Below are 26,228 nucleotides of genomic sequence, written 5' to 3' on the forward strand. Positions count from 1 at the left end.
AATTGACGCAGACACGGTTAAAGTGGGCCCAAAGGGTTGACGGTCCCGGTGCCGGGGCAGAAAACGGTCTGGTCAATTCTGGAGCATGGCATGGACTTCGAGGCATTTTTCACGACGGAACTGCAGAGCCTGCATTCTGAGGGGCGCTATCGCGTTTTTGCAGATATCGAACGCCAGCAGGGCAATTTCCCCCGCGCGACACGGTACAACGCCAATGGCGAGCGCAAGGACGTCACGGTCTGGTGCTCCAACGACTATCTCGGCATGGGCCAGAACCCGAAAGTCATCCAAGCCATGAAGGCCGCCATCGATCACTGTGGCGCGGGTGCGGGAGGCACCCGGAATATTTCTGGCACCAACCATTATCATGTCCTTCTTGAACAGGAACTTGCCGATCTGCACGGTAAGGAATCGGCGCTGATCTTCACCTCGGGTTACGTGTCCAACTGGGCGACACTCGGCACGCTCGGCCAGAAAATTCCGGGGCTCATCATCTTCTCGGATGCGCTCAACCATGCATCGATGATCGAGGGCATCCGTTACGGTCGTTGCGAGCGGGTGATCTGGAAGCACAATGACCTTGAAGATCTCGAGGCGAAGCTCAAGGCTGCCGATCCGAACGCGCCGAAGCTGATCGCCTTCGAATCCGTCTATTCCATGGATGGCGATATCGCGCCGATCAAGGAAATTTGCGATCTTGCCGACCGTTACGGCGCCATGACCTATCTCGACGAAGTTCATGCCGTTGGCATGTATGGGCCGCGCGGCGGCGGCATTGCCGAGCGCGAAGGCCTTATGGATCGCCTGACGATCATCGAGGGTACGCTCGGCAAGGCCTTCGGCGTGATGGGCGGTTATATTGCCGGCTCCACAGCGGTCTGCGATTTCATCCGTTCTTTTGCCTCCGGCTTCATCTTCACGACGGCCCTGCCGCCGTCGCTTGCCGCCGGTGCCATTGCCTCGATCCAGCATCTGAAGGCCAGCCCCTTTGAGCGCGCCCGCCATCAGGACCGGGTGCGCAAGCTGCGCGGCCTTCTCGATGCGCGCGGTATTCCGCATATGGACAATCCAAGCCACATCGTGCCGGTCATGGTGGGCGATGCCGCCAAGTGCAAATGGATTTCGGATATCCTGCTGGATAATCACGGCGTCTATGTGCAGCCGATCAATTACCCGACGGTGCCGCGCAAGACCGAGCGCCTGCGCATTACCCCGACCCCGCTGCATACCGATGCCGATATCGAACATCTCGTCGGCGCGCTGCATCAGCTCTGGTCGCATTGCGCACTGGCGCGTGCGGTGGCGTAAGGCCGTCGTTCAGATTGGGGAGACCGGGCCGCGTTTACGCGGCCTTTTCTTTTGTGGTGATGATTTCCAGTGCATGACGACGGGCTTCCTCGTCCGCTGCGAACACGTCTTCAATCGTCGTCGCAGACCGGCCGTCATGCAGGCGGTCCATGACCGTTTCGACGATCTCGGCCATATCGAGAAAGCCGATATTGCCTCCAACGAAGGCGTGAAATGCAGTTTCTTCAGCGGCATTCAGGGCCGCACCTTGTAGACCACCGCGCTCCAGCGCCGTGCGGGCCAGTCGAATCGCCGGGAAACGGGCTTCATCCGGCGCTTCGAAATCGAGCCGCGCCAGTTTTGCGAAATCCAGCCGCTCGACATTCAGATTGCCGCGGTGCGGATAGGTGAGGGCATAAGAGATTGCTGTGCGCATGTCCGGCGCGCCGAGCTGGGCGATATAGGAACCGTCGGTGTAGCCCACCATCGAATGAATGATCGACTGCGGATGGACGATCACCTCTACCTGATCTGGCCTGAGATCGAAGAGATATTTCGCCTCGATCATTTCCAGCCCCTTGTTGAACATGGAGGCGCTGCCAATCGAAACTTTTAGCCCCATCGACCAGTTAGGATGGGCGCGGGCGATATCGGCCGTCACGTTGGCCATCTCGTCCCGCGACCAGGTACGGAACGGCCCGCCGGAGGCCGTTAGCACGATGCGCTCCACGGCTTGTTTGTGTTCACCCGTCAGGCACTGGAATATCGCACTGTGTTCGCTGTCGACCGGGATCAGCCTGCCGCCACCCTGTTTGATCGTGCGCAGAAAAACATCGCCAGCCGAAACCAGGCATTCCTTGTTGGCGAGTGCAATATCGGCACCACGCCGGGCGGCAGTCAATGTGGGCGCGAGGCCGGGAGTGCCGGCGATTGCCGCCATGACCCAGTCGGCCGCCATCGAAGCGGCCTCTTCAAGGCCGGCCTTGCCCGCCGCGACCTTGATGCCAGTGCCGACAAGGGCTGATTTCAGTTCTTCGTATTTGTCATCTTCGGCCGTGACCGCGAGCTGTGCACCAAATTCCCGCGCCTGTTCCGCCAGAAGCGCGATGTTTCCCGCGCCGGTCAGAGCCATGATCTCAAACCCATCGCGGCCGCCCAGCTGACGCACGACATCCAGCGTATTGGTGCCGATCGAACCCGTCGAACCCAATATGGTCAGCTTGCGTGGCAGTTCACTGGCATTCGTCATTTTCAGCCCGTCGGTTTATTTGGCAGATTTAGGCTCTACCCGCGAAAACCCGCCATAACAAGGACAAAGCCCAGGCTATTGTTTTTGCGAGGCGCAAAGCCATATGCAAGAAAATGATAAGAGGATGTCGATGCGACGTTTCGTGGTTTCCAGCGGCTGGATTTTTGTGGCAAGCCTTGTGCTGGTTCTGGTTTTCATTCCTTTCGATCCGCGCCTTTCCGAAACTGCGCAGGCCTTGCCCGGCCGAGTAGTTACTTTCAATCGAGCGATTACCGATTTCGGAACTTTCCGCTGGATGCTTTATTCCACGGGTGCGCTCGCTATTCTCGCTTATGTCGCCGCGCGTGTCCTGCAGGCGCAGACCTATTCAGGGCGGTTGCGAACGGCATGGCGACTTCTCGCCTATTTTTTCCTGACGATCGGCACTGCGAGTATTCTTGTCCATACCCTGAAATTTCTGATCGGGCGGGCGCGGCCTGAGCTTTTTCTGGAAATGGGCGCCTACAGCCTCACGCCTTTTACCGGCGATAATCTGTATGAGAGTTTCCCTTCCGGCCATTCGACGGCTGCCGGGGCGTTTTTTGGTGTTTTCGCCATGCTGATGCCGCGCTTCCGCTGGGCATTTCTCCTGCTTGCCCTCGTGATCGGTGTTTCGCGTGTCATTGTCGGTGCCCATTACCCAAGCGACGTCGCGGCCGGGTTGTTTCTCGGCATGTGGACGGCCATGGCATTCGCCTTTATCTTCGCACGGTCCGAAATGCTGTTTCGCTTCGATGCACAGGGCTGGCCGCAGCCGAAAAATGCGACCCTTCCCGCGGCGGACGTAAGATAGAGGCCTTTAACGGGACGTGACGGGGGACGGTAATGGAAAGCGAAGAGGTCTTGCGTGAAAGGGACGGCAAGGCCGTTCGGAACATCCGCACCCGCATTGCCGTGGCCGGTGGTGGACCGGCAGGCATGATGCTCGGCCTGCTGCTTGCCCGCAGCGGTATCGATGTTGTCGTCGTCGAGAAACACGGCGATTTTCTGCGCGATTTTCGCGGCGACACGATCCATCCTTCCACGCTTGAACTGATGGAACACCTCGGCTTCATCGATGAGTTTCTGAGCCTTCCGCATACGCGCGCGCCGCGTTTGAACGCGGTTATTGGCGGCGAACGCGTCACGATTGCGGATTTTTCCCGTCTGCCCGTCCGGCATCGTTTCATCGCCTTCATGCCGCAGTGGGATTTTCTCAATTTCATCGTCGGCAAGGCAGGCCAATATGAAAATTTTCGCCTGCTGATGAACGCGCCGGTCACGGGCCTTATTGAACACGGTGGGCGCGTCGGTGGTCTCACCCTCGAAACGCCTGATGGCGTGGTCGAGATCGCTGCCGATCTGGTGGTGGGTGCGGATGGCCGCAACTCCATCGTCCGCGAGGCGGCGGGGCTCGAGGTCCAGCGCTTTGGAATTCCGACCGAGGTGCTGTGGCTGCGCCTTTCAAAACAGCCTGGCGATCCGACCGAAACCATGGGCCACGCCGGTTCGCGGCAGGGCTTCGTGATGATCAACCGCGGTGACTACTGGCAATGCGGTTATGTGGTGCGAAAGGGATTTTTTGCCGACATAAAGTTGGAGGGGCTCGAAGCTTTCCGGGACCGGGTCGCGGAAATCTGCCCTTTCCCCCGCGAAAGGCTTGAGGAGATCAAGAGCTGGGACGACGTGCATCTCCTGACCGTTCGTATCGACCGTCTGAAACGCTGGTGGAAACCTGGCCTGATCTGCATCGGTGATGCGGCCCATGCCATGTCGCCGGTCGGCGGCGTCGGCGTCAATCTGGCCATTCAGGATGCGGTTGCCGCTGCCAATATATTGGTGCCGGTGCTGCTGTCCGGCCGTTCCATTCGTGACGATGATCTTGCCGCAATCGAAAAGCGGCGGTCTTTTCCGACCAAGGCCACGCAGTTTCTGCAGCGCATGATGCGTATCGGTCGCAAGAAAGGGCACGAGGAAAGAGCGGAGAGGCCCAAAGGCCCTCCTGCCTTCGTGCGGGCGATCATGCGGTTTCCGCTTCTTTCCCACCTGACGGGGCGGCTGGTGGGGTTGGGTTTCCGGCGGGAAAAGATCGAGACACCGTGAGGCCATCAGGACGAGCGTGCGATCTCCTGCGCATATTTCAACCCGATAACGGCTGATCCGATCAGCCCCGGCTCAATGCGGCAGATGGCAGGCACGACCAGCGGGCGGTCGAAACGTCTGAGGATGCGAGCCCTGACCGCTTCATCCAATGCGGCGAGAAGCTCCCGCGAATTCGAAAGCCCGCCGCCCACCGGCACGATGGTCGCGCCGGTCACATTGATCATCATCGCCAGCGGCGAGGCGAGAATATCGATGAGAACGTCGATGGTTCTGGCGGCTTTTGCGTCGCCCGCCTGCCAGGCGTCGATAATGTCCTCGCTGGTCTTCTCCTGCCGGTGCAGATGCACGTGCAGCTTTTCCATGCCGCGGGCGCTGCCGATGGCGTCGACGCAGCCGGTAAGGCCACAGCCGCATTCGAAGCGGGGCAGCGAGACCGGTGGATTTCCGGCCAGTGTCGCGGCCACGGGGCCGTGTCCCCATTCGCCGGCAAAACCGCCATGGCTGTTGATGAGTTTGCCGTCGATTGCCAGGCCGCCGCCGACACCCGTTCCGAGGATAACCCCGAAAACCACGCGGTGGCCCTGACCCGAGCCGATTTCCGATTCGGCGATCACGAAGCAATCCGCGTCGTTCGACACGATGACGGGTAGGTTGAGGGCTTTTTCCAGCTCGTCCTTCAAGACCCGGCGATGAATGCTCGGAATATTGGCAACGGTAGCTTGGCCGGTGTCGGGATCGAGCACGCCGGCAATCGATAACGACACGCAGCCGGGTGTGCCGCCGCTCACATCGATGACGGATTTGAGGCCGGCGGCGAAGTCTTCAAAACTGGTCTTAGGCGTCGGTATGCGTGGCACGGGGCGAATATCGTCCGGTGCATGGGCAATAGCGCCCTTGATGGTCGTTCCGCCAATATCGAAACAAACGATCATGGTTCACACTCCGGAATGCGCGGCATCGTAAATCTTCTTTCCACCGATCCAGGTTGAATGCATCTGGAGGTCGGGCGTCAGCACAACGAAATCGGCATCAAAACCGGGCAGGAGTTTTCCCTTATCCGATGCGCCGACGGCCTGCGCAGGATAAGCGGATGCCATCCTCAAAGCTTCTTCCAATGGCGTTTCCAGTTTTTCATGCATGAAGCGGACGCAGGAAAGCATGTCTATATCCGCCCCCGCCAGCGTGCCGTCTTCAAGCGTCAGCCGGCCGCCATTGCGATAGACGCGTCGGCCGTTCAGTTCGAAACCATCATCATCCGTGCCGATCGTCGACATGGCGTCGGTGACGAGGAAAATCCGGCCGGGGCCGTTCTTGGCGCGGAGCGAGATGCCAATGGCAGCAGGATCGACGTGAAATCCATCAGCGATCAGCCCGCAATCCAGCCGGCCGTTCGAAAGGGCGGCGCCGACCAGACCCGGTTCGCGATGGCCAAGCGGGCTCATCGCGTTGAAAAGATGTGTCACCATGGAAGCGCCGGCCTCAGTATAGGCCGTTGCAACATCGAGGCCGGTATCGGTATGGCCGAGGCTGACGGTGATGCCGGCTTTTCTGAGTGCTGCGACCTGCTCCTCGGTCACGTTTTCAGGGGCAATCGTCGTCATCACGAAGGCAAGCTCCATCTTGCAGCCGGTCAGAACGGCAAGATCGGCCGTTTCCATCCTGCGGATCAGCGCCGGGTCATGCGTTCCCTTGCGTGCGATGGAAAGATGCGGCCCTTCGAAATGCAGGCCCAGAAAGCCCGGCACCTGCTTCTGGCCGGCGGCAACACCCGCCTTTGCCGCTTTCGAGGTCACATCCGGCCGGTCGGTAATGAGCGTGACCATCAGCGCCGTCGTGCCGAACCTGGCATGAGCGGAACAGATGCGGGCAATACCTTCGACGTCAGGCTGGTTGTTGAACATCACCCCGCCGCCGCCATTGACCTGAAGGTCGATGAAGCCGGGCGCGATGAGCAGTCCCTTCACATCGATCATCTCGGCTTCGGCCGGCACGCCGTCCGAGACGGCAGCAATGTGCCCATCGCCGACCACGAGCACCTTGCCGTCGTGCCATGCGGCGCCATCGAAAATGCGGGCGCCGACAAATGCCTTGATGCCGCTCATTGGGTTTCCGTTACCTTCTTCAGCGCCACGGGTGCATCCGGGTTGAAGCCGCGTGCGCGGGACAATTGTTCGATGAACCCGTAAAACGGCGCAATCAGCAGCAATGCATCGGTCAGCGGGTGGTTGGTCTCCACGAAGGGCAGGGGTTTGGCCGGGCCACCCTTTGTGGATGTGACGAATACATTCGCGCCCTTATGAGCAAGACCTGCGGCGATATCCGTGACTGAAGCTTCGGCACGATCGCGGGCGGCGAAGGCGATGACGGGGAATTGCGGCGCCACCAGCGAGACCGGGCCATGCATGACTTCCGCCGAGGAATAGGCTTCGGCATGCAGCTCGCAGGTTTCCTTGCATTTCAGCGCAGCTTCCGCGGCAATGGCCAGCGCCGGACCGCGGCCCAGCATGTAAAGCGATTCTTCGCCCTTCACGGCCTCGCCGATATGGCTCCAGTCAAGCGCGATGGCCTTGGCGAAATTCTTCGGCAGGGCGCTGACGGCCTTGGCAAGCAGGCTGTCTTCCGTCCATTCGGCAAGGATTGCGAGGCCAGCGACGATGGAGTTGACGAAGGATTTGGTCGCCGCCACGGCTTTCTCCGGTCCCGCCTGGATATTGATGGCATGATCGGCTGCCTCACCCAGAGGAGAAGGCAAAGTATTGACGAGCGAGAAGGTGAGCGCGCCGCCCTTGCGGGCGCTTTGCGCGAGGGCAACGATGTCGGGGCTCTTGCCTGATTGAGAGACGGCAAAGGCAGCCGCGCGGTCCAGCCGCAGCCTTGTCTGATAGATGGAGGCGAGCGAGGGACCGAGCGAAGCGACTGGCAAACCGGTCTGCAATTCGATGGCATATTTAAGGAAATGTGCGGCGTGGTCCGACGAGCCGCGCGCGATGGTGACGATAACGGCCGGGTCACGGGCTTTCAGTTTGGCGCCGGCTTCGTGAAAGTCGGCATTGGCATTGTCCAGCAGGCGGGCGACAGCATCGGGAATCTCATCGATTTCCTGGCGCATCAGGGTTGTCATTGTTTCGTGTCCTTGGTCAATGTTTCACTCTGGACCCATCGTCAGTTCGGCGACGAGGTCATAGGCATCACTGCGGTAAAGTGCGCGGGATATTTCCATGAGGCGCCCGCTTTCCAGATAGGCCATGCGCTGAACGGAGAGCGCTGCCGAGCCAAGCGGAACCCCAAGCAGCAGGGTTTCCTCATCCGTGAGATTGCGGGCGGAGATGCGCTGAATGGCGCGCACAGGGCGAATGCCGCTTTTCTCAAGCTCCAGATAGAGGGAGTTTTCCACCAGTTGCGGATCGGGCAGAATATCACCCGGCAGGCTGGTGACTTCCAGTGCGATCGGTTGGTCATTGGCAAGGCGCAGACGCGTAAGCCTTGCCACCATGGCGGATTGGGAAAGGCCGAGCGCCATCATCTCGTCGCCGGTCGGGTGGAAGAGGCCCCTGTCCAGCCAGCGGGTGCTCGCTGTCATGCCGCGCCTTCGCATATCCTCCGTAAACGAGGTAAGCTTGGTCAGGGGCTGCTGCATGCGGGTGATCGGCTTGACGACAAACGTGCCCGAACCATGCCGGCGGACGAGAAGGCCGTCGCGGACGAGGTCGTCCACAGCCTTGCGGACCGTCACACGGCTGACGCAGGCGCTTTCGGCAATATCGCGCTCCGGCGGCAAGGCGTCGCCATGTTTCAGGCGACCGGCATTGATGGCGTCTTCAATCGTCTGGCGCAGTTTCAGGTAAAGCGGGCCACCGCCTGATTGCAGGTCGTCCAGATTTAGCGCTGCCCCGTTCATCCATAACCTCTGTCACAATCCGATATGGCTGCCTGTGGCTATATCACAGAAGGCGCGATCAGCAATACCAAAATAGAACCATTAGCGAACTTGTATGGTTGATCGGAGCTTTTTTCGTTCCTGTGCCTTAAATTAAGGCCATATGACCGAAATTTTCGCATTAACCAAAAAAATTTTCCCATCGCTGTAATTGCTCTGGACGATTGGCATTTTTTTGGTATTGTTTTGGCATCGGTTGCCGGTGAATAGCTGTTGCGCATCCCGCTGGCCTGGAAGAATCGGTTTCTTATCCGTGACTTGCCAGAGTAAATCGAATTTTGCTTGACCGTTTTGAAAACTAATTTCATCATGGTTGGAAATTATCGCAGATAACTGAATGGCCGACGTAGAAACGGCTGCTTCTGCGAAAATTATTTACGAATGAGCAGGGAACAAAGTTAATGAAGGTGGGAATTATCGGACTCGGATTCCGTCTCGGTTATCTGGGCTACGTTTTTCATGAGATCGACAAGGATTTCGAGATCGTCGGTTATGTCGATCCGGCGCCGGCAGGCCTGCCTGGTTTGCAGGAGAAGGGCATCTCGGCCGGAAAGGCTTATGACACCCCCGAGGCCTTGATCGCCAATGAGAAATTCGATCTCCTGATGATCGGCTCGCCGAACCACATGCATCTGGACCACATTCGTCTCGGTCTCGAGGCCGGCTGCACCATCTTCTCCGAAAAGCCAATCGTCGTCAGCATCGAGGAAAGCCTTGAGCTCGCCCGGCTGCTCAACAAGCATGGTCATGAGCGGCTGCTGGTCGGTCTCGTGCTCAGATACTCGCCGCTTTACCGCGACCTGCGCGCCGCGCAGGCGGAAGGCAAGCTTGGCGATGTCGTTTCCATCGAGGCTTCCGAACATATTCCGCCCTATCACGGCGCGTTCTTCATGCGCGACTGGCGGCGTTACGAGCACTATTCCGGTTCCTTCATGCTGGAGAAATGCTGCCACGATCTCGATCTTTACAATGGTGTTGTCGGCGCGCGGCCGCGTTTCGTCTCGAGCTTCGGCGGTCGCAAGAGTTTCACGCCCGCAAACGCGCCGCAGAATGACGGCATCAACGACATGGAGGTCTACCATCGCAAGCCGAGTGGCTGGATGGGGTCCGACAAGGTCTTTGACAGTGATGGCGATATCATCGATTACCAGACGGCGATCGTAGAATATGAAAATGGCGCATCGCTCGCCTTCCATACCAATCTGAACGTTCCCGATGATTTCCGCCGCTTCTGCGTGATCGGCGCCAAGGGCATGGCGGAAGGCGATTTTGTGCGCGGTTTCCTCAACGTGCACAATGCCCGTACCAACGAGAAGACGGTCGCCAAGACCTATTCTGCGGCGACCACGCTCTCGCAGCATTATGGCGCGGACGAGCAGATGGCAGAGGACGTCATCGCCCATATCGTCAAGGGTACGCCCTTGCCGGTTTCCGCCCTCGATGCGATCGAGGCCGGCATTCTGGCGCTTGCCATGGATGAGGCGCGCCATGGCCGCAAAGTGGTCGATCTGAAACCGGTCTGGGAGGAGTACGATCTGGCGCTGCACGGTCAGACGCATTCCCCCACCGCGAAATCGGCTTGAGGGGGACTGCGCGATGGATGCCAAACGCAGCGCAGTCATTTTCGCCTGGCTTCTTCTCGTCCCGGCGCTTTTATACATCACGCTTATCGTTGCTTACCCGCTGGTGGACACATTCATCCTGTCGTTCACCGACGCGTCGCTCAAGAAAGTGACGAACTGGGTTGGCTTCATCAATTACGAGAAGATTTTCAACGCGACTTTTGCCGATGTCATCACGCGGACCTTTATCTGGACGTTCTTTTCCGTCTCGATAAAGATGATCATCGGCACATTCGGTGCAGTGCTGTTGAATTCGGCCGTCCCCGGCCGTGCGATTTTCCGCATCCTGACCATGCCGCCATGGATCGTGCCGATGGCTATCGGCATCTTCATGTGGGGCTGGATGTATAATGGCCAGTTCGGCATGATTTCCGGGGTGTTGCAGAATCTCGGCCTGGTGGATGGCCCCGTCGCCTTCCTTGCCTATGGCAGAACCGCCTTCTGGGCGACGATCGTGACCGATGTGTGGATCGGCGTGCCGATGGTGACGCTTTATCTGCTGGCCGCCATCCAATCCATTCCGCAGGACCTCTACGAAGCGGCCTGGACAGATGGCGCAAGCCGCGCCTATCGCTTCCGCCGCATCACCTTGCCGCTGATGTTGCCGGCCATGATCACCATGTCCGTCCTGTCATTGATTTCGACGTTCAATTCCTTCGATATCATCTGGATTCTGACGCGCGGTGGTCCGAATGGCGAAACCACGACGATGATCATCGACACCTATAAGACGGCGATCGGGGCCTACAAATATGGCGAAGGTGCCGCGCGCGCCGTGCTGATCTGTATCTTCCTGTCGATCTTCACCTTCTTCTATTTCCGCATCACCAGCCGTTTCTCGCAGGAGGCCACCCGATGACCGACAAACATGCGAGGATCAACCGCTACACCTGGTATGAAATGGTCGGGATTTATTGCGGCGTTGCCGTGTTCCTGACCTTCGTTCTGGCCCCCTTTGTGGAAGGTTTTCTGGTTTCCCTGAAGCCGCTCAGCCTGCTTTTCTCGTCGCCTTACAAATTCTGGCCCGAGAATGGTTCGTTTGAGGCCTACCGGACGATGTGGGTCAGCGTTCCCGGCTTTGCGATTTATATCTTCAATTCCTTCTTTATCGCCGGCAGCATCACGCTGATCGTACTCGTGCTGGTGATTCCTGCCTCCTACGCTTTCGCGCGTTTCGAGTTCAAGGGAGCCGGTCTGTTGCTGGGCATATTCCTGGCGGTGAAGATGTTCTCTGGCGCGGTGCTGCTCATACCGCTTTTCCGGCTGATGCGATCCATCGGGGTTTTGAACACCTATTTCGCGATGATCATCCCCGGCGTCGCCTTCATCATCCCGACGGGCATCCTGCTTCTCGTAACCTATATGCGCCGCATACCGCGCGAACTGGAAGAGGCTGCCTATGTGGATGGCGCGAGCCGGCTCTACACGCTGCGCCGCGTGGTCCTGCCGATAGCAACGCCGGGCATCGCTGTCGTCGCCATCTCGTCCTTCATCGAGGCCTATGCCCAGCAGTTCATCTATGCCCTGACCTTCAATTCCAAGACCGAATATATGCCGTTGCCGGTGGGCCTGTTTGCCTATTTTGGCCGGCAGGAAGTGGTGTGGAACGAGTTGATGGCGGCGAGCTTCGTCGGCATCGCGCCAGCAATGATCGCGATTTTCCTGATGCAACGATATCTCGTCGGCGGGCTGACCGCCGGCGCGGTGAAATAAAGCAATAACCGGAACGACCACCAAAACGGGAGACTACAATGGCACTGAAACATTACGGTTTGGCGCTCTGCGCCTTCGCATTTGCCGGTTCCACCGCCCTTGGCACGGTGACGGCACATGCCGCCGACAAGGAGATCAGCTGGATCTACTGCGGCGACAAGATGGACCCGATCCACGAGAAATACATCAAGGAATGGGAAGGCAAGAATGCCGGCTGGAAGGTCGTGCCTGAGGTCGTCGGCTGGGAACAGTGCCAGGACAAGGCCACTACGCTCGCTGCCGCCGGCACGCCGGTCGCCATGGCCTATGTCGGCTCGCGCACGCTGAAGCAGTTCGCCCAGAACGATCTGATCGTTCCAGTGCCGATGACGGAAGACGAAAAGAAGACCTACTATCCCAACATCGTCGACACGGTCACCTTCGAAGACACGCAGTGGGGCGTGCCGGTCGCTTTCTCGACCAAGGCGCTCTACTGGAACAAGGATCTGTTCAAGAAGGCTGGCCTCGATCCGGAAGTGCCGCCGAAGACTTGGGCTGAAGAGATCGCCTTTGCCAAGCAGATCAAGGAAAAGACCGGTATTGCCGGTTACGGCCTGCCGGCCAAGACCTTCGACAACACCATGCACCAGTTCATGCATTGGGTTTACACCAATAATGGCAAGGTGATCGATGGCGACAAGATTACCGTCGACAGCCCCCAGGTGCTCGAAGCTCTCAAGGCCTATAAGGACATCACGCCCTATTCCGTCGAAGGCCCGACGGCCTATGAGCAGAACGAAATCCGCGCCATCTTCCTTGATGGCAAGGTCGGTATGATCCAGGCCGGTTCGGGTGCTGCAACCCGTCTGCAGGCAACCAAGATCAACTGGGGCATCGCAACCCTGCCGCTTGGCCCTGAAGCCAAAGGTCCCGGCACGCTGCTCATCACCGACAGCCTTGCGATCTTCAAGGGAACCGGCGTGGAAGAAAAGGCGACCGAATTCGCCAAGTTCATCACGTCCCCCGGTCCGCAGGGTGAATACGAGCTGCAGGGCGGCGCTGGCCTGACCCCGCTGCGCCCGTCCGCCAAGGTCGATGAATTCGTTGCAAAGGATCCCTTCTGGAAGCCGCTGATCGACGGTATCGCCTATGGTGGTCCTGAGCCGCTCTTCACAGACTACAAGGGTTTCCAGGACGTGATGATCGAGATGGTGCAGTCTGTCGTGACAGGCAAAGCAACTCCGGAAGATGCCGCAAAGAAGGCATCCGGTGCTCTCGAGCAGTACAAATAAGACCTCCTGACTAGGGGATGCGGGCGAAAGACCGCCCGCATCCGTTCAGTTTCGCCGCGGGAATTCCAGCGCCCATTTTGGACGCTCCTTCCCATGTTTTTCAACGGTTCCGATCCAGCGCTGTTTTGTCCCTGTTTCGGAACGTCTCTGAACGCAGCCTGATGTCGGCTGGTGACGGGAGAGGCAAGTTTTGGGTCAGCTTTATCTCAACAACGTCCGCAAGAACTATGGACATTTCGAAGTCATCAAGGGCGTTCAGCTCGACATCAGGGATGGCGAGTTCGTCGTTTTTGTCGGCCCTTCGGGATGCGGTAAATCCACATTGCTGCGCATGATTGCCGGCCTTGAGGAGATTACCACCGGTGACGTCGTCATTAACGGCGTCAAGGTCAATGAATTGCCACCGGTCAAGCGCGGCATCGCCATGGTGTTCCAGTCCTATGCGCTCTACCCGCATATGAGTGTTTTTGAAAACATCGCCTTTCCGCTCCGCGTCGAAAAGATGAGCGAGGAGAAGATCAAGCAGAAGGTCGAAGGCGTCGCGAAAATCCTCCAGCTCGAACAGCGCCTGCAGCAGCGTCCCGGCATGTTGTCCGGCGGCCAGCGCCAGCGCGTCGCGATCGGCCGTGCCATCGTGCGCGAGCCGAAGATATTCCTGTTCGACGAGCCGCTTTCCAACCTGGATGCCGCCCTTCGCGCCGACATGCGCATCGAGCTTACCAATCTTCACAAGACGCTGAAGGCGACGATGATCTATGTCACCCACGATCAGGTGGAAGCCATGACCATGGCTGACCGCATCGTGGTGCTGAATGCCGGCGAAATCGCCCAGGTCGGTGCGCCGCTCGAGCTTTACCACAAGCCGGCCAACCTGTTTGTGGCCGGTTTTATCGGCAACCCCAAAATGAACTTCCTGAAGGTCACCTGCAAGTCGGTCAGCCCCGAGGGCGTGACGGTGGAATATGAGGGCCAGACGATCACCGTGCCGGTGGAGCCCCGTGCCGGTCTTGAGGGTAAGCAGCTGACGCTAGGCATTCGCCCGGAACATACCGGTCTCGAAGCGGCCGATCTCAACATCAAGGTCGCGCCGAGCGTAATCGAGCGGCTGGGGGTCAATACCATCGCTTACGGCGTTGCCCCGACCGGTGAGAATTATTGCGCCCTGCTTCCCGGCTCGGCTCCTGTGGTCGTGGATGAACCCGTCGTTACTGGCATCAAAGCATCAGACTGCCATCTGTTCGATGAGAGCGGCATCGCTCTGGAGCGTCGCGTCGATCTCTCCGTTCTCAAGCTGATACAATAGAGGCAGGGACCGGGCCATGACATTTGTTTCCCCATGCCCGGCTGTTTCTGACACGACCCGTCTCCGGCAGTTTTCTGCCTCCAGACGAAAAAATAACGCCGGGTGTTGGGCCCGGCGTTCAAATCCTTATCGGAGGCTTGTCTGTTCAAGGCATGGGGTTGGGCATGTAGCCGGTAAACCCACTGATCTTCCAGCGTCCCTCGTGCAGCCGGCAATAATAGAGCGTCTGCCATTTCATCACGTCGAAGCTGCCATCTGCCTTGCGAAGCCCGCCGTCAAACTTCTTGCGCACCAGCGCGGTTTCGCCCTCGACTTCGATCTCTTCGAGCGTGGTCGTCTTGAAAATCGCATGGCGCGGATCTTCCGCGAATTTCTGGGTCTGGAAATCCTGCGCCTGCCGCAGCCACTCGTCGCGATAGGCGATAAGCGAAGGGAAGGAGAGGCGCCAGTTGTCCGGGTTGGCATCGCGGTTGGCGTTGATGCCGAGAAAGCCATCCTCGACGAAATCGTCCGCGACTTTCGACCAGTCTGCGGCAAGGAAGGCGTCAATGTCCCGCGTCACCAACATCTCCCAGATGGAGTGGCGGGCGCTGTCTGTTTCTGGAAAGGGATTTTTGAAGGGATCGCGCATCGTTTCAGTCCGTTGTTGAAATTATTTTCAAGATTTGGATATTTCTCTGGTGAATATTGTTGGCATATGCTCATCTCTCAATCAACAGAGAAAATAATTTTCAGATCAAAGGTATCGGTGGTGGCGTCAAACGGACGAAACATGCTCGATTCAGAGGTTAATATGGTTGACGGGCGCGCCTTATTAGGGTGCATCGGAAACGGGGCCAGGCTTTAAGTTTTGGCGGAACGGAGACCGGTGAGCATGGATATTTTTGCAAGGATACAGGAAGGCAGGGGGCAGTTCTCGCAATCGGAACGGCGGATTGCTGATATTCTGGTTTCGGACTTCGAATTCGCCGTCAATGCTTCGATTATCGAGCTTGCGGCCCGCGCCGAAGTGTCTCCCCCGACCGTTACGCGGTTCTGCCGGCGGCTGGGATGCCAGAGCTTTTCGGATTTCAAGGTCAGCCTCGCCAAGACCGCCTATGTGGGTATCCGCTATCTTACCTCCGAACCCTCCAGCACCGGCCCCTCCGATGTTGCGGAAGAGGTGCTTGCCAAGGCCCAGGAAGCGCTTTTCCTGCTGCACAAAACGCTCGATCCCGCCCTTGCAGATGCAGCTGCGACCAGGATCGCCAATAGCGGCATGATCTATGCTTTTGGCGCGGGCGGAAATTCATCGATGATAGCTTCGGAAATCCAGAACCGGCTGTTTCGCCTTGGGTTGCGCGTTTCCACCAGCGCCGACCACAGCATGCAACTGATGATGACCGCTGCGGCGCGTAAGGAAGACGTCATTATCGGTTCGTCCTTCTCCGGCCGAAACATGGAGCTGGTGAAATGTTTCAGGCTGGCGCGGGAAATGGGGGTAACCACTATTGCGCTGACCCAGAGCGACACGCCCGTTGCCGCCGCCGCCGATATGGTGGTGGCCGTCAATGTGCCTGAAGGAAACAATATCTTCCGCCCCACCTCATCACGCTACGCCTATCTGGCAGCCGTCGATGTCTTGGCGACGCTTGCTGCCTATCACCAACGGCAACGATCGATGGTGACCTTGCGTCACATCAAGCAGCAGCTCGTGGAACATCGTGACCCGGATGACAAGCAATTGCTCGGCGATTGAGGCGGGCTGACGAAAAACACAGGCTGCTTTGCCTGAGACCCGGCTTTGTGCCGGGTTGGATAGCTTCAAGGGAGTTGTAGGAGATGAACGACAGGAAAGAGCAGCTCGCCGTTGTTACCGGCGCGGCAGGTGATATTGGCCGGGCAATTGCCGCGGCTCTCGCTGAAAGCCATGCAAAGGTTGTGTTGGTGGATATCGACCCCGACGCCCTTTCAAGCGCGCTTTCCCTGCTTGCCGATCCTCGCTTTGTTGCGAAAACCTGTGATGTCACTGATCCGCAGGACCTCGCGAGGCTTGCCGCTGAGATTGCGGAACTCGGCGATGTTGCTACCCTCGTCAACAATGCGGGCGCCGCAAGGGCGGTCAGCCTGCATGACACGACCGCCGATATATGGCGCAAAGACAATGCACTTAATCTGGAAGCGCCGTTCCTCTGCTTCAGGGCTTTCGAAGAGGCGTTGAAGAAAACCCAGGGGTCGGTGGTTAATATCACCTCCGTCAATGGCATGGCGGTCTTCGGGCATCCTGCCTATAGCGCGGCAAAGGCTGGCCTGATCCATCTGACCAAGCTGATCGCCGTCGAATACGGCAAATTCGGCATTCGCGCCAACGCCGTGGCGCCCGGCACCGTGCGCACGCAGGCGTGGGAAGCGCGGGCTGCAAGCAATCCTCAGGTCTTTGAGGAAGCAAAGCATTGGTATCCGCTGCAACGCATCGTGAAACCTGAGGACGTGGCCAATGCGGTTGCTTTTCTCGCCGGCCCGCAGGCCGCCGCCATCAGCGGCGTTTGCCTGCCGGTCGATTGTGGTCTCACGGCAGGGCAAGCGCCGCTCGCCCGGACTTTTTCGCAATCCGAACATTACTGACCAAAGCCCTCTTAAGGGTTCAATGCGCAATAAAGGGGAGCATCATGGCGCTCGCACAATATCGTCTTGAAAATTCTTGGCATCCGCTCGCAGAGTCCGCATCCGGCGGCTTTACCTTTACCCTCGTCAATCTGTCCGGCGCGCCGCTGAAGGACTTCCGCATCGTCTATACGTCGCTGACGCGGACGGTGGACAAGCCGGTCTGCGGCAACGCCGTTTACCTGCGCCGGAACGCCAATTTCCATGAGTTTGCACCGCCGCCGGGCTTTGTACTGGAGCCGGGAAAATCCTGGCGCTTCACCGTCGATGGCCTGCTGCGACCCGCAAGGCATCGCACGGACGGCGCGAAATCCGCCTATATCAGCTTTGCCGATGGCACACATCGCGCCGTTGATGTCGGTGACCTGATGCTGGACGGACGCCACAGCGAGCCAGCGCCGGTGCTGCTTCCAGAAGGCAAGCTCGATCTGCCCTTCGCCATCCAGCCCTGGCCCGCCGAAATCGATGCAGAACCGGGTGAAGGTTTTCCCGTCGCGCTCTTCCCGGCGGAAGATGCGGGAGCCGAAGAAGTGCTTGCGGTGGAAACCGTGCTGTCGCTGTTCCGCCGGCTTTTTGCCGTCGGGCATGTGCCCTTCAGCCTTGCGCCGGTTCATGAGGGAAAACCGCTGCGTTTCAAGCAACATAGCGGGCTGGAAGCGGAAGGTTATCGCCTTAGCTTTTCCAAGGAAGTCGTTACTGTCGAATATTCAGCCGTTGCCGGCCTGCAATATGGTCTGACGGTTCTGGCGCAGCTGCTGCATGGCGCGCGCATCGATCCGAAATTCCGTTTCCCGGCGTCCGGCACTATCAGCGATGCGCCGCGTTATAGCTGGCGGGGCTGCCATCTCGATGTTTCGCGGCAATTCTATCCGACAGGCGATGTCGTGCGGCTGATCGATATTCTTGCATGGCTTCGCATGAACCACTTCCATTGGCACCTGACGGATGACGAAGCGTGGCGTCTGGAAATCAAGGCCTATCCGCTGCTGACCACCGTCGGCGCGACGCGCGGCCCGGATGCACCGCTTCTGCCGCAGCTGGGCAATGGCGCGGAACCGGTTTCCGGTTATTACACGCAGGATGACGTGCATCTGGTGGTGGCGCATGCGGCGGCGTTGAATGTCGAAATCGTGCCGGAGGTGGATATTCCCGGCCACAGCACGGCGGCGCTTGTCGCCTATCCGGAACTTGCGGACGGGCAGGAAGCGCCGGACAGCTACCGTTCGGTGCAGGGATATCCCAATAACGCGCTCAACCCGGCGATCGAGCCGACCTATGAATTTCTTGGCAAGATCTTCGACGAGATGGTTGAACTCTTCCCATCGCGGCTGATCCATATCGGCGGTGACGAAGTTGCGGATGGGTCGTGGCTGGCTTCCCCGCTTGCCAAGGCATTGATGGAAAAGGAAGGGCTGGAGGGCACCTTCGGTATCCAGTCCTATTTCATGAAACGTATTCAGGGCATGCTGCATGAGCGCGGCCGCCAGCTCGCTGGCTGGGACGAGGTTTCCCATGGCGGCGGCGTTGATCCCTCGGGAACATTGCTGATGGCCTGGCAGAAGCCTGAAGTTGGACTTGAGCTCGCAAAGCAGGGTTATGACGTCGTGATGACGCCGGGTCAGGCCTATTATCTCGATATGGTTCAGGATGAAGCCTGGCAGGAGCCGGGCGCAAGCTGGGCTGGCACCGTCCCGCCTTCGCATACCTACGCCTATGAGGCTGTCGGCGATTTCCCGGAGGAATTGAAGGAGCGGATGAAGGGCGTTCAGGCCTGCATCTGGTCTGAACATTTCCTCAACCGGGCCTACTTCAACCATCTGGTTTTTCCCCGTCTGCCAGCCATTGCCGAAGCAGCATGGACACCAAAAGCGCAAAAGGACTGGCTGCGTTTTTCCGCCATCGTCCCCTTGAACCCGGTTTATTGAGGGGAAGGCGAGATGCGTATTGCCGTTGGTGGAATACATACCGAATGCAGCACCTATTCTCCGGTGCTGATGGAGCAGAACGACTTTCGCGTCTTTCGCGGCTCCGAACTTCTGGAGGCCGAGTATTTCAATTTTCTCGGTGAGGGTGGGGCGGAGGTGTTGCCGCTTCTGCATGCGCGGGCGGTGCCAGGTGGCCCGGTGTCACGGGTCGCCTATGATGCGTTCAAGCAGGAATTCCTCGAACGCCTGAAGGCGTCGTTGCCGTTGGACGGGCTTTACCTCGCCATGCATGGTGCGATGAATGTCGAAGGCATGGACGATGCGGAAGGTGACTGGATTTCCAGTGCCCGTGCCGTGGTCGGGCCGGATGTTGTTGTCGCTGCGAGCTATGACCTGCATGGCAATGTCAGCCAGACCATTATCGATCAGCTGGATATCTTTGCTGGCTACCGAACCGCGCCGCATATCGATGTGCGCGAGACGATGGTGCGGGCATGGACGATGTTGCTCAAGGCTCTGAAGTCGGGAGAAAAACCCGGCGTCGCGTGGGCGAAAATCCCCGTTCTGCTGCCCGGCGAAAAGACCTCGACGGAAGACGAGCCCGCCAAAAGTCTCTATGCCGTGTTGCCGGATTACGATGCGCGGTCCGGCATATGGGATGCGAATTTCATGATCGGTTACGTCTGGGCCGATGAACCCCGGGCGACGGCCTGCGCGGTGGTGACGGGAACCGACAAAGCCGCCGCGCAAATTGTCGCCACCGAGATCGCTCAATCCTACTGGAATGCCCGGCAGGATTTCCGTTTCGGGCCCGTGACGGAGCCGCTCGATGCTATCATGGATATCGCGGAAAAGACGGTTACCCTGCCTATCATTCTCGCTGACTCGGGCGACAACCCGACCGGCGGCGGGGTGGGTGACCGTGCCGACGTTCTGGCAGCGTTGATTGCGCGCAACTGGCAGGGCGCATTGCTGGGCGGCATCACCGACCGGCCAGCAGTCGAAGCCTGTTTCGCGGCTGGCGAGGGCGCGCGCCTTTCCCTGAAGATCGGCGGTAGTCTCGATCCGCAAAGCCCGTCCGTCAGCGTCGAAGCCCAGGTTCTGAAACTGGACGATCCCGGTGCCGCCGATCAGCGGCAGGCAGTGGTCACGATCGGTGGCATCACGGTCATCCTGGCGGCGCGGCGCAGGCCCTATCACATGATTTCGGATTTCACCCGTCTGGGCTTCGATCCGAAGGAGGTCAGGCTGCTGGTCGTCAAATCGGGTTATCTTTCGCCGGAGCTCGCGCCGATCGCCAATCCCAACCTCATGGCGCTGACGGACGGGGTTATCAATCAGGATATCGAAAACCTTCCCAATCATCGCCGGTCCGGCGATTTTTACCCATGGAAGCGGGATTTCGATTATACACCCGAACCCATCCTTTCGGCCCGCTGGCGATGACAGCGGTCTGACAGGTTTTACCCAGCGATCCGGCCTTGCCGGATCATTTCAGGCGAATATCCATGCCGTCGGCTCTTTCCATCGTCATCAACAATCCGTCGATCCGCATCGGCGCGCTCGCCATCCTGTTTTTCGGGTTTTCGAACGCGGCGACTGCGCCCTATCAAGCGGTCATCGGTATTCGTGAAATCGGGTTGAGCAACAGTGTTTATTCCCTGCTGATGCTGTTTGCCGCCGTCATCAATGTCAGCGCCAGCGTCCTGATGGGCATCGTTGCCGACAGGCTGGGCGAATATCGCAAGCCAATGCTGCTCATCGCGCTCTTCGGCGTCAGCGGTTATCTGCTGGTTTATCTGGTGGGTAATGCCACGGCTTTCGTCAGCGCCAAGCTCCTTCTGCTGCCGATTTTCGGGGCGATGAACTCACTGATCTTCGCGCATGTGCGGGCCGATGCGCGCAATCTTTCGACAGGCGACATGATCGCCGTGAATTCGATCATGCGGGCCACCATTTCGCTGTCCTGGGTGCTGGTGCCCGGCATTGTCGGCATTTTTCTGGTGAATTCCGGCAATATGCTTTTGGCCTTCCTGTTCTCAGGTATTTGTGCGCTCATCTGTTTCCTGCTGGTCGCTTTCTGCCTGCCGCGCGCGGCGACACCGGCGGTCGTCAATAATGAAGCGCGCTTCGGCCTTGTGGCTTCCCTCGCGGAAATCGGATCGCGGCGGGTGCTTTTGCGCATCATCGCCATCGCGCTGATTTGCTCCATGTTGCATCTGAATGATTCCATCCGCTCGCTCATCATAACCGGACAGGCAAAGGGCACGGTTGCAGATATCGGTATCGTCGCGGGGATCGTCGCCGCGCTGGAAATCGTTTTCATTCTCCTGTGGGGCTGGATCGAAAAGAAAGTGCCGCAAACGCTGACGCTGGCGGCGGGCGCGGTGCTTTATGCCATCTATCTCATCTTGCAGGGGCTCGCTTCCGCGCCATGGCACATTTATGCACAGACTGTCATCAGCGCGCTTGGCGCTGCCGCCATCATCAGCATTCCCATCACCTATCTGCAGGAATTGATCGCCGACCGGCCGGGGCTCGGAAGCTCGCTGATCGCGGTCAATATCTTCCTCGGCGCAGGCCTTGGGGCGCTGATTTTTGCCGTTGGAACCCTGGTCTCCAGCTACTCGGGAACCTCCATATTGGGAGCGATCGTGGGTCTTGGCGGGGTCTATATGTTGTATGCGCTTGATGGGACGGGTCGCCGCAGGTAGAGCGTCGGCCAAAAGTGTGGGCGGTTTTCGGATGATCGAGCGCGTTAGCAGACCGCAGCCAGACAAAAGAGGTTAGAATGATACTCGAAATTTGCGTGGACGATGTGGCTGGTCTGGAAGCGGCGGTCCGGGGCGGAGCCGATCGGATCGAGCTTTGTGCAGCGCTGTCCGGCGGCGGCGTGACGCCATCGGCGGGGTTCATGCAGCGGGCGGCGACCTATGGACTGCCGGTGAGCGTCATGATCAGGCCGCGTGCCGGCGATTTCGTGTTTACGCGCGACGAGGCCGACGTGATGAAGCGCGATATCGATGCGGCGCGTGCGGCCGGGCTTTCCGGCGTGGTGCTCGGCGCATCGCGCGGCGATGGCTCGCTCGATATGGCTTTGCTCGAAGAGTTGCGCCGTCACGCCGACGGAATGGATGCGACGCTGCACCGGGCGTTTGATGTCGTACCGGATATGGAAGAGGCTCTGGAGGCTGCCGTTTCGCTTGGTTTTCCACGCATCCTGACCTCCGGCGGCGCGCGCTCGGCGCTTGAGGGTGCCGAGGCCCTGGCACATCTGTCGGAGATTGCCAAAGGCCGGATCGTCATCATGCCCGGAGCCGGCGTACGCCCGCAGAGCGTCCAGACTTTGCTGGACCGCTTTCCGATCACGGAAATCCATGCTTCTTGTTCCGCCGTTCCGTTTTATGATCCGGAAAGCATGGTGGCGAAGCTCGGTTTCACCGGCGCGGGGCGCAAGGCAACGGATGAGGCGGCGGTTCGTGAGTTGAAGACGATCCTCAGCGCTCATCATAAAGGCGGCGCAGCGCTCTAGCGGTGCCTGCAGCGCCATCGAGATCGAGGTGGATCTTGCCCGGTTCCGGCAGCGCCAAAGCCGCCTGGATGGCCTCGGCCATGGATTGTGCGGAGATGTATTTTTCCTCCAGCACCTGCGCCAGCCCAAGCCGCGCCAGCCGTTCCGCGCGGGCGCTCTGCTCCGTCTCGCCACCGGCCGCGAAGGGGATAAGAAGCGAGCGGCATTTCGCCTGGAGAATATCGCAGACGGTGTTGTAGCCCGCCTGCGAGACCGAAAGCCGCGCGCCTGCCAGAAGGCTGGCGAAATCCTTGCGGAAACGGAAGACGGAGACATTGTCCGGCGCTTCAGCGGAGATCGCATCGAAATCCATCTGAGGCATGTTCGGACCGGTGACGAGACACCAGCTTTTGATGCTTGGGAGCAACGGGGCCGCCTCAAGCGCCGCCCGTATGAGGGCTGCACCGACAGCACCACCACCGGCGGAAACGACGATATCGAATTTTTCCACCGGCTCCGGCGGTGGCAGCGGGGCGACGAGCCCCGTATAGACAATGCGCTGGCTGATCTCGTCGGCGAGGGGAAAAGTGTCTTCCAGCCGGGCGAAATCGGGATCACCGTGCACCAGCACCGCGTCGAAATGTTTCTTCACCAGGGAAACGGTCTCTTCGTCCCGGCCCGGCTTGGTCTTTTCCTGCAGGATATCACGCAGGGATGTCATGACGAGCGGGCGTGGTTCGCTGTCTTCGATCTCGTCCAGCAGCGGCAGCAATTCGAAGCGCACCTGTCTGCGGCCGAAGGGGAAAGCCTCGATGATGACGATATCGGGTTTCGCGCCGTGATAGGCGCCGATCAGCATGTCGGTTCTGAGGTTCTTGAAGGCCTCGTCTACCGGTTTGCCGGCGCTGTCGACCAGGCCGGAAAAGCTGCCGTCGCTAACGGCGATCGGCGGCAGTTCGACGTGGCGGATGCCGTCGCCCGGAAAGCCCGGAACCGGGGTGCCGCCGGTGACCAGAACGACATCGAAACCATCCGCCTGCAGGGCATTGGCAACGCGGCTGGCGCGGGCAATATGGCCGATGCCGAGAAGATGCTGGACGTAAAAGAAAACGCAAGGGCGCTTTTCCATCTCGGTCATGGTGTCTTTTCCCACTCGGTCTCGAACAGAGCCTTCAATTCCGCGATGCTGGTGCGATGATCAAAGGCGGTTCGTACACGATTTTCGGCAGCCGCCCCCAGACGCTGGCGCAATTGCGGATCGGTGATCGCGATACGCAATGCTTCCGCAAAGGCTGCCGGATTTTCCGGCTCCGTCAGCAAACCGTTTTCGCCATTGAAGAAGAACTCCGGGATGCCCGATATATTGGTGGAAATGCAGGTCAGCGCCTGGCTTGCGGCCTCGACCAGTACATTGGGAAGTCCATCTCGGTCGCCATCGCTGGTGATGCGGCAGGCGAGGGCAAAGAGATCCGCCGCGCGGTAATTTTCCAGCACCTGCTTCTGGTCCATGGCGCCGGTCCAGACGATCCTGTCGGCAATGCCGAGTTCGTCGGCCAGTTTTTTCAGCGCGGTCAGCTCGTCACCACCGCCGATATGGGTGAAGCGCCAATGAATGCTTTCGGGAAGCGAGGCGAGCGCCCGCAGCAGTATATCGATGCCCTTTTTCTTGACTGCTCGCCCGACGCTTAAAATCCTGACCGGATCGTCGGCGGTTGATCCATCCCTGGCGGGGCGTGGTCCATCGAAATGCGGGAAACGGGTGAGATCGAGCCCGTGATAGCTGAGGTGCACGTTCCGTTTTGCCCCTGAGAGCGCCTGCAGGTGCTGGAAACCACCGGCAGTACAGGTCACGGCCCAGCGGGCGCTTTGCAGCTTGGCGGCGAGGTCACGGTCGTTCGAGGTCCAGATGTCCTTGGCATGTGCCGAGATCGTCCAGGGTATGCCAGTGATCAGATGGGTATAGGCGGCGACCGAGGCAGGGGTGTGGATGAAGTGGACATGCAACCAATCCGCATCCGCAGGCCATTCATGGGCGAGCACGGCGGCCTGCCCAAAACGGCGAAAGCGGTTGCGGCTGAAATCATGCGGCAGATCGCTGAAAAACCGGCGAAGCGCCTTGGTGAAGCCGGGCTTTTTACGGCAGGCCCATAGCGCCTTCAGAACCCGCAAGGGCTCTTCATGCAGATATTCCGGCAGGTATGTAACAGGTGCGCGTATCTCATCGTGAACGGGGTGGCGCTTCTTGTCGGTCGGACGGCGCATGGACATGAGCTCGAGTTTCAGTCCGGCCTTCTCAAGCCCCAGAAGCTCCTGGGCAATGAAAGTCTCGGACAGACGCGGATAGCCCTTGAGGAGCACCACGATTTTTTTTGTGTCGGTCACGTTGCGCGTGTCTCTTCTGAAGCGGAGTTGGTTGGGAAGACTCTCACGCGGTGAGCGTGATCGGCGTCTTTTCGCCTTCGGGCGGCAGCCACTCGGCGATCCGGCGCGATATGTTTTCCAGACCGTCGAGTTTCAGATTTTGCGAGTTGACGGAAGGGGGCGCACGGTTCGGCAAGGCTTTGAGGGCCGCTGCCATTTTTGCGGGGTTCTCCGCGTCTTCCGGCAGAAGCATGTCAAAAAGACCAAGCTCCGATGCACGGCTGGCGCGGATGAGCTGCTCTTCACGCGGCACAGTGCGGGGTACGACGAGGGCGGGCTTGTCGAAGGACAATATCTCGCAGACCGTATTATAGCCGCCCATGGAGACGACGGCCTGCGCGCCGGCGACGAGGTCTTCCATGCGGTTGTCGAATTCGATGATCTCGATATGCGGGATATCGGCCACGCTGCTCATGAAGCGCAGGCGCTGATCCGCTGGCATGTAGGGGCCGAGCACAACAAGTGCCTTGTGTGTCAGGTCCGGGTCGTGGCGATAAGCGTTGATGACGTCGTCGATCAATTCACTGCCGTCGCCACCGCCGCCGGTGGTGATGAGGAGATAATCGCCTTCCGGCCGATGCGCCACGGTCTCGGCCTGCGTCTTGGATCGTTGCAGGAAGCCCACGAAATCCATTTTTTCGCGCACGGTTGACGGAACATCGAGCCCCGTCAGAGGATCGTGAAAATCCGGCGGACCGTAGACCCAGACGTGATCATAAAACTTCCCGATCTTGGTCATGACATTGTTGCGCTTCCACTCAGCCTCCAGCAGCTGCGGCGCGTCCATGACGTCGCGTAGGCCGATGACGAGCTTGGTGCCCTGTCCCTTGAGATAGGCGAGCGTCTCTTCCACCTCACCGCGCAGGCCCATGGGCTCCTTGTCGACGATGAAGATATCTGGCTGGAAGCTCTCGGCGGTATGATAGATAATGGAGCGGCGCATCTTCAGAGTTTCCTGAAGATCGATATGCCTGTCCATCGAGGTGTATTCGCCGTTGCGCAGCTTGATGACGCTTGGGATTTTCACGAAATCGACGCGGGCGCGGTAATCGAAGGCACCGGCAATGGTCGCGCCTGAAATGATGAGGACGTTGAGTCCGCGATAATCCTCCACCAGTGCATGCGCGATGGTGCGACACCGTCGCAGGTGACCGAGACCGAAGGAATCATGGCTGTACATGAGAATGCGCGCGTCGTTCAAACGGGAGCTCATGGGCCACACCTC

23 protein-coding genes are annotated in these 26,228 nt (G+C 59.1%); 14 read left to right on the top strand and 9 right to left on the bottom strand.

Translation table 11 applies throughout. The features are described 5' to 3' along the window. Positions 1 to 90: 90 nt before the first annotated feature. Positions 91 to 1,308 carry a 5-aminolevulinate synthase gene (gene hemA / locus ACFVTJ_RS20605; protein WP_386910458.1) on the top strand — a complete coding sequence of 406 codons (1,218 nt, stop codon included), beginning with the start codon at positions 91 to 93 and terminating at the stop codon, positions 1,306 to 1,308. Positions 1,309 to 1,342: 34 nt separating this feature from the next. Here the strand turns inward: hemA and dxr are convergent, their stop codons facing one another. After that, positions 1,343 to 2,536 carry a 1-deoxy-D-xylulose-5-phosphate reductoisomerase gene (gene dxr, locus ACFVTJ_RS20610; RefSeq protein WP_386910459.1) on the bottom strand — a complete coding sequence of 398 codons (1,194 nt, stop codon included), beginning with the start codon at positions 2,534 to 2,536 and terminating at the stop codon, positions 1,343 to 1,345. Positions 2,537 to 2,666: 130 nt separating this feature from the next. On the opposite strand from dxr, the gene ACFVTJ_RS20615 reads away from it, so the two are divergent. Continuing rightward, on the top strand, positions 2,667 to 3,368 hold the full coding sequence (locus tag ACFVTJ_RS20615) for a phosphatase PAP2 family protein (RefSeq protein ID WP_386910460.1): 702 nt from the start codon (positions 2,667 to 2,669) through the stop codon (positions 3,366 to 3,368). A gap of 32 nt (positions 3,369 to 3,400) precedes the next feature. Next, positions 3,401 to 4,657, top strand: a complete 1,257-nt coding sequence (locus ACFVTJ_RS20620) for an FAD-dependent oxidoreductase (RefSeq protein ID WP_386910461.1) — start codon at positions 3,401 to 3,403, stop codon at positions 4,655 to 4,657. 5 nt (positions 4,658 to 4,662) lie between these two features. On the opposite strand, the gene ACFVTJ_RS20625 is transcribed toward ACFVTJ_RS20620, so the two are convergent. From ACFVTJ_RS20625 to ACFVTJ_RS20640, 4 genes are read right to left on the bottom strand one after another with little or no spacing between them, the layout of a single operon-like run. After that, complete coding sequence (locus ACFVTJ_RS20625) at positions 4,663 to 5,589, bottom strand: ROK family protein (protein WP_386910462.1); 927 nt, start codon at positions 5,587 to 5,589, stop codon at positions 4,663 to 4,665. 3 nt (positions 5,590 to 5,592) lie between these two features. Further along, positions 5,593 to 6,759 (bottom strand): N-acetylglucosamine-6-phosphate deacetylase, encoded by a 1,167-nt coding sequence (nagA, locus tag ACFVTJ_RS20630; protein ID WP_386910463.1) that lies wholly within the window; start codon positions 6,757 to 6,759, stop codon positions 5,593 to 5,595. Beyond that, entirely contained in the window at positions 6,756 to 7,778 is a 1,023-nt protein-coding gene (locus ACFVTJ_RS20635) for an SIS domain-containing protein (protein WP_386910464.1), read from the bottom strand. The genes nagA and ACFVTJ_RS20635 overlap by 4 nt, the downstream gene beginning before the upstream one ends. Positions 7,779 to 7,802: 24 nt before the next feature. Beyond that, positions 7,803 to 8,555: a GntR family transcriptional regulator gene (locus ACFVTJ_RS20640; RefSeq protein ID WP_386910465.1), complete on the bottom strand. Its 753-nt coding sequence runs from the start codon at positions 8,553 to 8,555 to the stop codon at positions 7,803 to 7,805. A 440-nt stretch (positions 8,556 to 8,995) separates the two neighbouring features. On the opposite strand from ACFVTJ_RS20640, the gene ACFVTJ_RS20645 reads away from it, so the two are divergent. From ACFVTJ_RS20645 to ACFVTJ_RS20665, 5 genes are all read left to right on the top strand, one after another. Beyond that, on the top strand, positions 8,996 to 10,177 hold the full coding sequence (locus ACFVTJ_RS20645) for a Gfo/Idh/MocA family protein (RefSeq protein ID WP_386910466.1): 1,182 nt from the start codon (positions 8,996 to 8,998) through the stop codon (positions 10,175 to 10,177). A 13-nt stretch (positions 10,178 to 10,190) separates the two neighbouring features. Further along, positions 10,191 to 11,075, top strand: a complete 885-nt coding sequence (locus tag ACFVTJ_RS20650; protein ID WP_386910467.1) for a carbohydrate ABC transporter permease — start codon at positions 10,191 to 10,193, stop codon at positions 11,073 to 11,075. Further along, positions 11,072 to 11,929 carry a carbohydrate ABC transporter permease gene (locus tag ACFVTJ_RS20655; protein ID WP_386910468.1) on the top strand — a complete coding sequence of 286 codons (858 nt, stop codon included), beginning with the start codon at positions 11,072 to 11,074 and terminating at the stop codon, positions 11,927 to 11,929. Before ACFVTJ_RS20650 ends, ACFVTJ_RS20655 begins: the two co-directional genes overlap by 4 nt. 38 nt (positions 11,930 to 11,967) lie before the next feature. Further along, positions 11,968 to 13,200, top strand: coding sequence for an ABC transporter substrate-binding protein (locus ACFVTJ_RS20660; protein ID WP_386910469.1), 1,233 nt, complete (start codon positions 11,968 to 11,970; stop codon positions 13,198 to 13,200). Between the two features lie 190 nt (positions 13,201 to 13,390). After that, positions 13,391 to 14,503, top strand: a complete 1,113-nt coding sequence (locus ACFVTJ_RS20665; protein ID WP_386910470.1) for an ABC transporter ATP-binding protein — start codon at positions 13,391 to 13,393, stop codon at positions 14,501 to 14,503. 145 nt (positions 14,504 to 14,648) lie between these two features. On the opposite strand, the gene ACFVTJ_RS20670 is transcribed toward ACFVTJ_RS20665, so the two are convergent. Next, complete coding sequence (locus ACFVTJ_RS20670; protein WP_386910471.1) at positions 14,649 to 15,134, bottom strand: hypothetical protein; 486 nt, start codon at positions 15,132 to 15,134, stop codon at positions 14,649 to 14,651. Between the two features lie 243 nt (positions 15,135 to 15,377). On the opposite strand from ACFVTJ_RS20670, the gene ACFVTJ_RS20675 reads away from it, so the two are divergent. From ACFVTJ_RS20675 to ACFVTJ_RS20700, 6 genes are all read left to right on the top strand, one after another. Beyond that, positions 15,378 to 16,241: a MurR/RpiR family transcriptional regulator gene (locus tag ACFVTJ_RS20675; RefSeq protein WP_386910472.1), complete on the top strand. Its 864-nt coding sequence runs from the start codon at positions 15,378 to 15,380 to the stop codon at positions 16,239 to 16,241. An 83-nt stretch (positions 16,242 to 16,324) separates the two neighbouring features. Next, positions 16,325 to 17,107, top strand: coding sequence for an SDR family oxidoreductase (locus tag ACFVTJ_RS20680; RefSeq protein WP_386910473.1), 783 nt, complete (start codon positions 16,325 to 16,327; stop codon positions 17,105 to 17,107). 44 nt (positions 17,108 to 17,151) lie between these two features. Then, positions 17,152 to 19,071, top strand: a complete 1,920-nt coding sequence (locus ACFVTJ_RS20685; protein ID WP_386910474.1) for a beta-N-acetylhexosaminidase — start codon at positions 17,152 to 17,154, stop codon at positions 19,069 to 19,071. A gap of 12 nt (positions 19,072 to 19,083) precedes the next feature. Then, positions 19,084 to 20,517 (top strand): M81 family metallopeptidase, encoded by a 1,434-nt coding sequence (locus ACFVTJ_RS20690; protein ID WP_386910475.1) that lies wholly within the window; start codon positions 19,084 to 19,086, stop codon positions 20,515 to 20,517. 62 nt (positions 20,518 to 20,579) lie between these two features. Then, positions 20,580 to 21,785: an MFS transporter gene (locus ACFVTJ_RS20695; RefSeq protein WP_386910476.1), complete on the top strand. Its 1,206-nt coding sequence runs from the start codon at positions 20,580 to 20,582 to the stop codon at positions 21,783 to 21,785. 77 nt (positions 21,786 to 21,862) lie between these two features. Continuing rightward, positions 21,863 to 22,603, top strand: a complete 741-nt coding sequence (locus tag ACFVTJ_RS20700; RefSeq protein WP_386910477.1) for a copper homeostasis protein CutC — start codon at positions 21,863 to 21,865, stop codon at positions 22,601 to 22,603. Here ACFVTJ_RS20700 and ACFVTJ_RS20705 read toward each other — a convergent pair. The 3 genes from ACFVTJ_RS20705 to ACFVTJ_RS20715 are packed head-to-tail and all read right to left on the bottom strand — an operon-like array spanning position 22,569 to position 26,216. Next, positions 22,569 to 23,720: a glycosyltransferase family protein gene (locus tag ACFVTJ_RS20705; RefSeq protein WP_386910478.1), complete on the bottom strand. Its 1,152-nt coding sequence runs from the start codon at positions 23,718 to 23,720 to the stop codon at positions 22,569 to 22,571. The two genes, ACFVTJ_RS20700 and ACFVTJ_RS20705, sit on opposite strands and share 35 nt — an antisense overlap. Then, positions 23,717 to 24,964, bottom strand: a complete 1,248-nt coding sequence (locus ACFVTJ_RS20710; RefSeq protein ID WP_386910479.1) for a glycosyltransferase — start codon at positions 24,962 to 24,964, stop codon at positions 23,717 to 23,719. The genes ACFVTJ_RS20705 and ACFVTJ_RS20710 overlap by 4 nt, the downstream gene beginning before the upstream one ends. A gap of 43 nt (positions 24,965 to 25,007) precedes the next feature. Next, a complete protein-coding gene (locus ACFVTJ_RS20715) occupies positions 25,008 to 26,216 on the bottom strand; it encodes a glycosyltransferase family protein (protein ID WP_386910480.1) in 1,209 nt (402 codons plus the stop codon). Positions 26,217 to 26,228: the final 12 nt, after the last annotated feature.

Origin of the sequence: Agrobacterium sp. NPDC058088 (genome assembly GCF_042885035.1) — a bacterium.
In the GTDB taxonomy this organism is placed as follows: domain Bacteria; phylum Pseudomonadota; class Alphaproteobacteria; order Rhizobiales; family Rhizobiaceae; genus Agrobacterium.

Bases quoted from the DNA above. Each gene is read 5' to 3' on its own strand.
- ACFVTJ_RS20690 (WP_386910475.1), top strand. From the start codon at position 19,084: ATGCGTATTGCCGTTGGTGGAATACATACCGAATGCAGCACCTATTCT.
- ACFVTJ_RS20635 (WP_386910464.1), bottom strand. From the start codon at position 7,778: ATGACAACCCTGATGCGCCAGGAAATCGATGAGATTCCCGATGCTGTC.
- ACFVTJ_RS20670 (WP_386910471.1), bottom strand. From the start codon at position 15,134: ATGCGCGATCCCTTCAAAAATCCCTTTCCAGAAACAGACAGCGCCCGC.
- hemA (WP_386910458.1), top strand. From the start codon at position 91: ATGGACTTCGAGGCATTTTTCACGACGGAACTGCAGAGCCTGCATTCT.
- ACFVTJ_RS20705 (WP_386910478.1), bottom strand. From the start codon at position 23,720: ATGACCGAGATGGAAAAGCGCCCTTGCGTTTTCTTTTACGTCCAGCAT.
- ACFVTJ_RS20620 (WP_386910461.1), top strand. From the start codon at position 3,401: ATGGAAAGCGAAGAGGTCTTGCGTGAAAGGGACGGCAAGGCCGTTCGG.
- dxr (WP_386910459.1), bottom strand. From the start codon at position 2,536: ATGACGAATGCCAGTGAACTGCCACGCAAGCTGACCATATTGGGTTCG.
- ACFVTJ_RS20675 (WP_386910472.1), top strand. From the start codon at position 15,378: ATGGATATTTTTGCAAGGATACAGGAAGGCAGGGGGCAGTTCTCGCAA.
- nagA (WP_386910463.1), bottom strand. From the start codon at position 6,759: ATGAGCGGCATCAAGGCATTTGTCGGCGCCCGCATTTTCGATGGCGCC.
- ACFVTJ_RS20685 (WP_386910474.1), top strand. From the start codon at position 17,152: ATGGCGCTCGCACAATATCGTCTTGAAAATTCTTGGCATCCGCTCGCA.
- ACFVTJ_RS20645 (WP_386910466.1), top strand. From the start codon at position 8,996: ATGAAGGTGGGAATTATCGGACTCGGATTCCGTCTCGGTTATCTGGGC.
- ACFVTJ_RS20640 (WP_386910465.1), bottom strand. From the start codon at position 8,555: ATGAACGGGGCAGCGCTAAATCTGGACGACCTGCAATCAGGCGGTGGC.
- ACFVTJ_RS20655 (WP_386910468.1), top strand. From the start codon at position 11,072: ATGACCGACAAACATGCGAGGATCAACCGCTACACCTGGTATGAAATG.
- ACFVTJ_RS20625 (WP_386910462.1), bottom strand. From the start codon at position 5,589: ATGATCGTTTGTTTCGATATTGGCGGAACGACCATCAAGGGCGCTATT.
- ACFVTJ_RS20615 (WP_386910460.1), top strand. From the start codon at position 2,667: ATGCGACGTTTCGTGGTTTCCAGCGGCTGGATTTTTGTGGCAAGCCTT.
- ACFVTJ_RS20660 (WP_386910469.1), top strand. From the start codon at position 11,968: ATGGCACTGAAACATTACGGTTTGGCGCTCTGCGCCTTCGCATTTGCC.
- ACFVTJ_RS20695 (WP_386910476.1), top strand. From the start codon at position 20,580: ATGCCGTCGGCTCTTTCCATCGTCATCAACAATCCGTCGATCCGCATC.
- ACFVTJ_RS20715 (WP_386910480.1), bottom strand. From the start codon at position 26,216: ATGAGCTCCCGTTTGAACGACGCGCGCATTCTCATGTACAGCCATGAT.
- ACFVTJ_RS20700 (WP_386910477.1), top strand. From the start codon at position 21,863: ATGATACTCGAAATTTGCGTGGACGATGTGGCTGGTCTGGAAGCGGCG.
- ACFVTJ_RS20680 (WP_386910473.1), top strand. From the start codon at position 16,325: ATGAACGACAGGAAAGAGCAGCTCGCCGTTGTTACCGGCGCGGCAGGT.
- ACFVTJ_RS20650 (WP_386910467.1), top strand. From the start codon at position 10,191: ATGGATGCCAAACGCAGCGCAGTCATTTTCGCCTGGCTTCTTCTCGTC.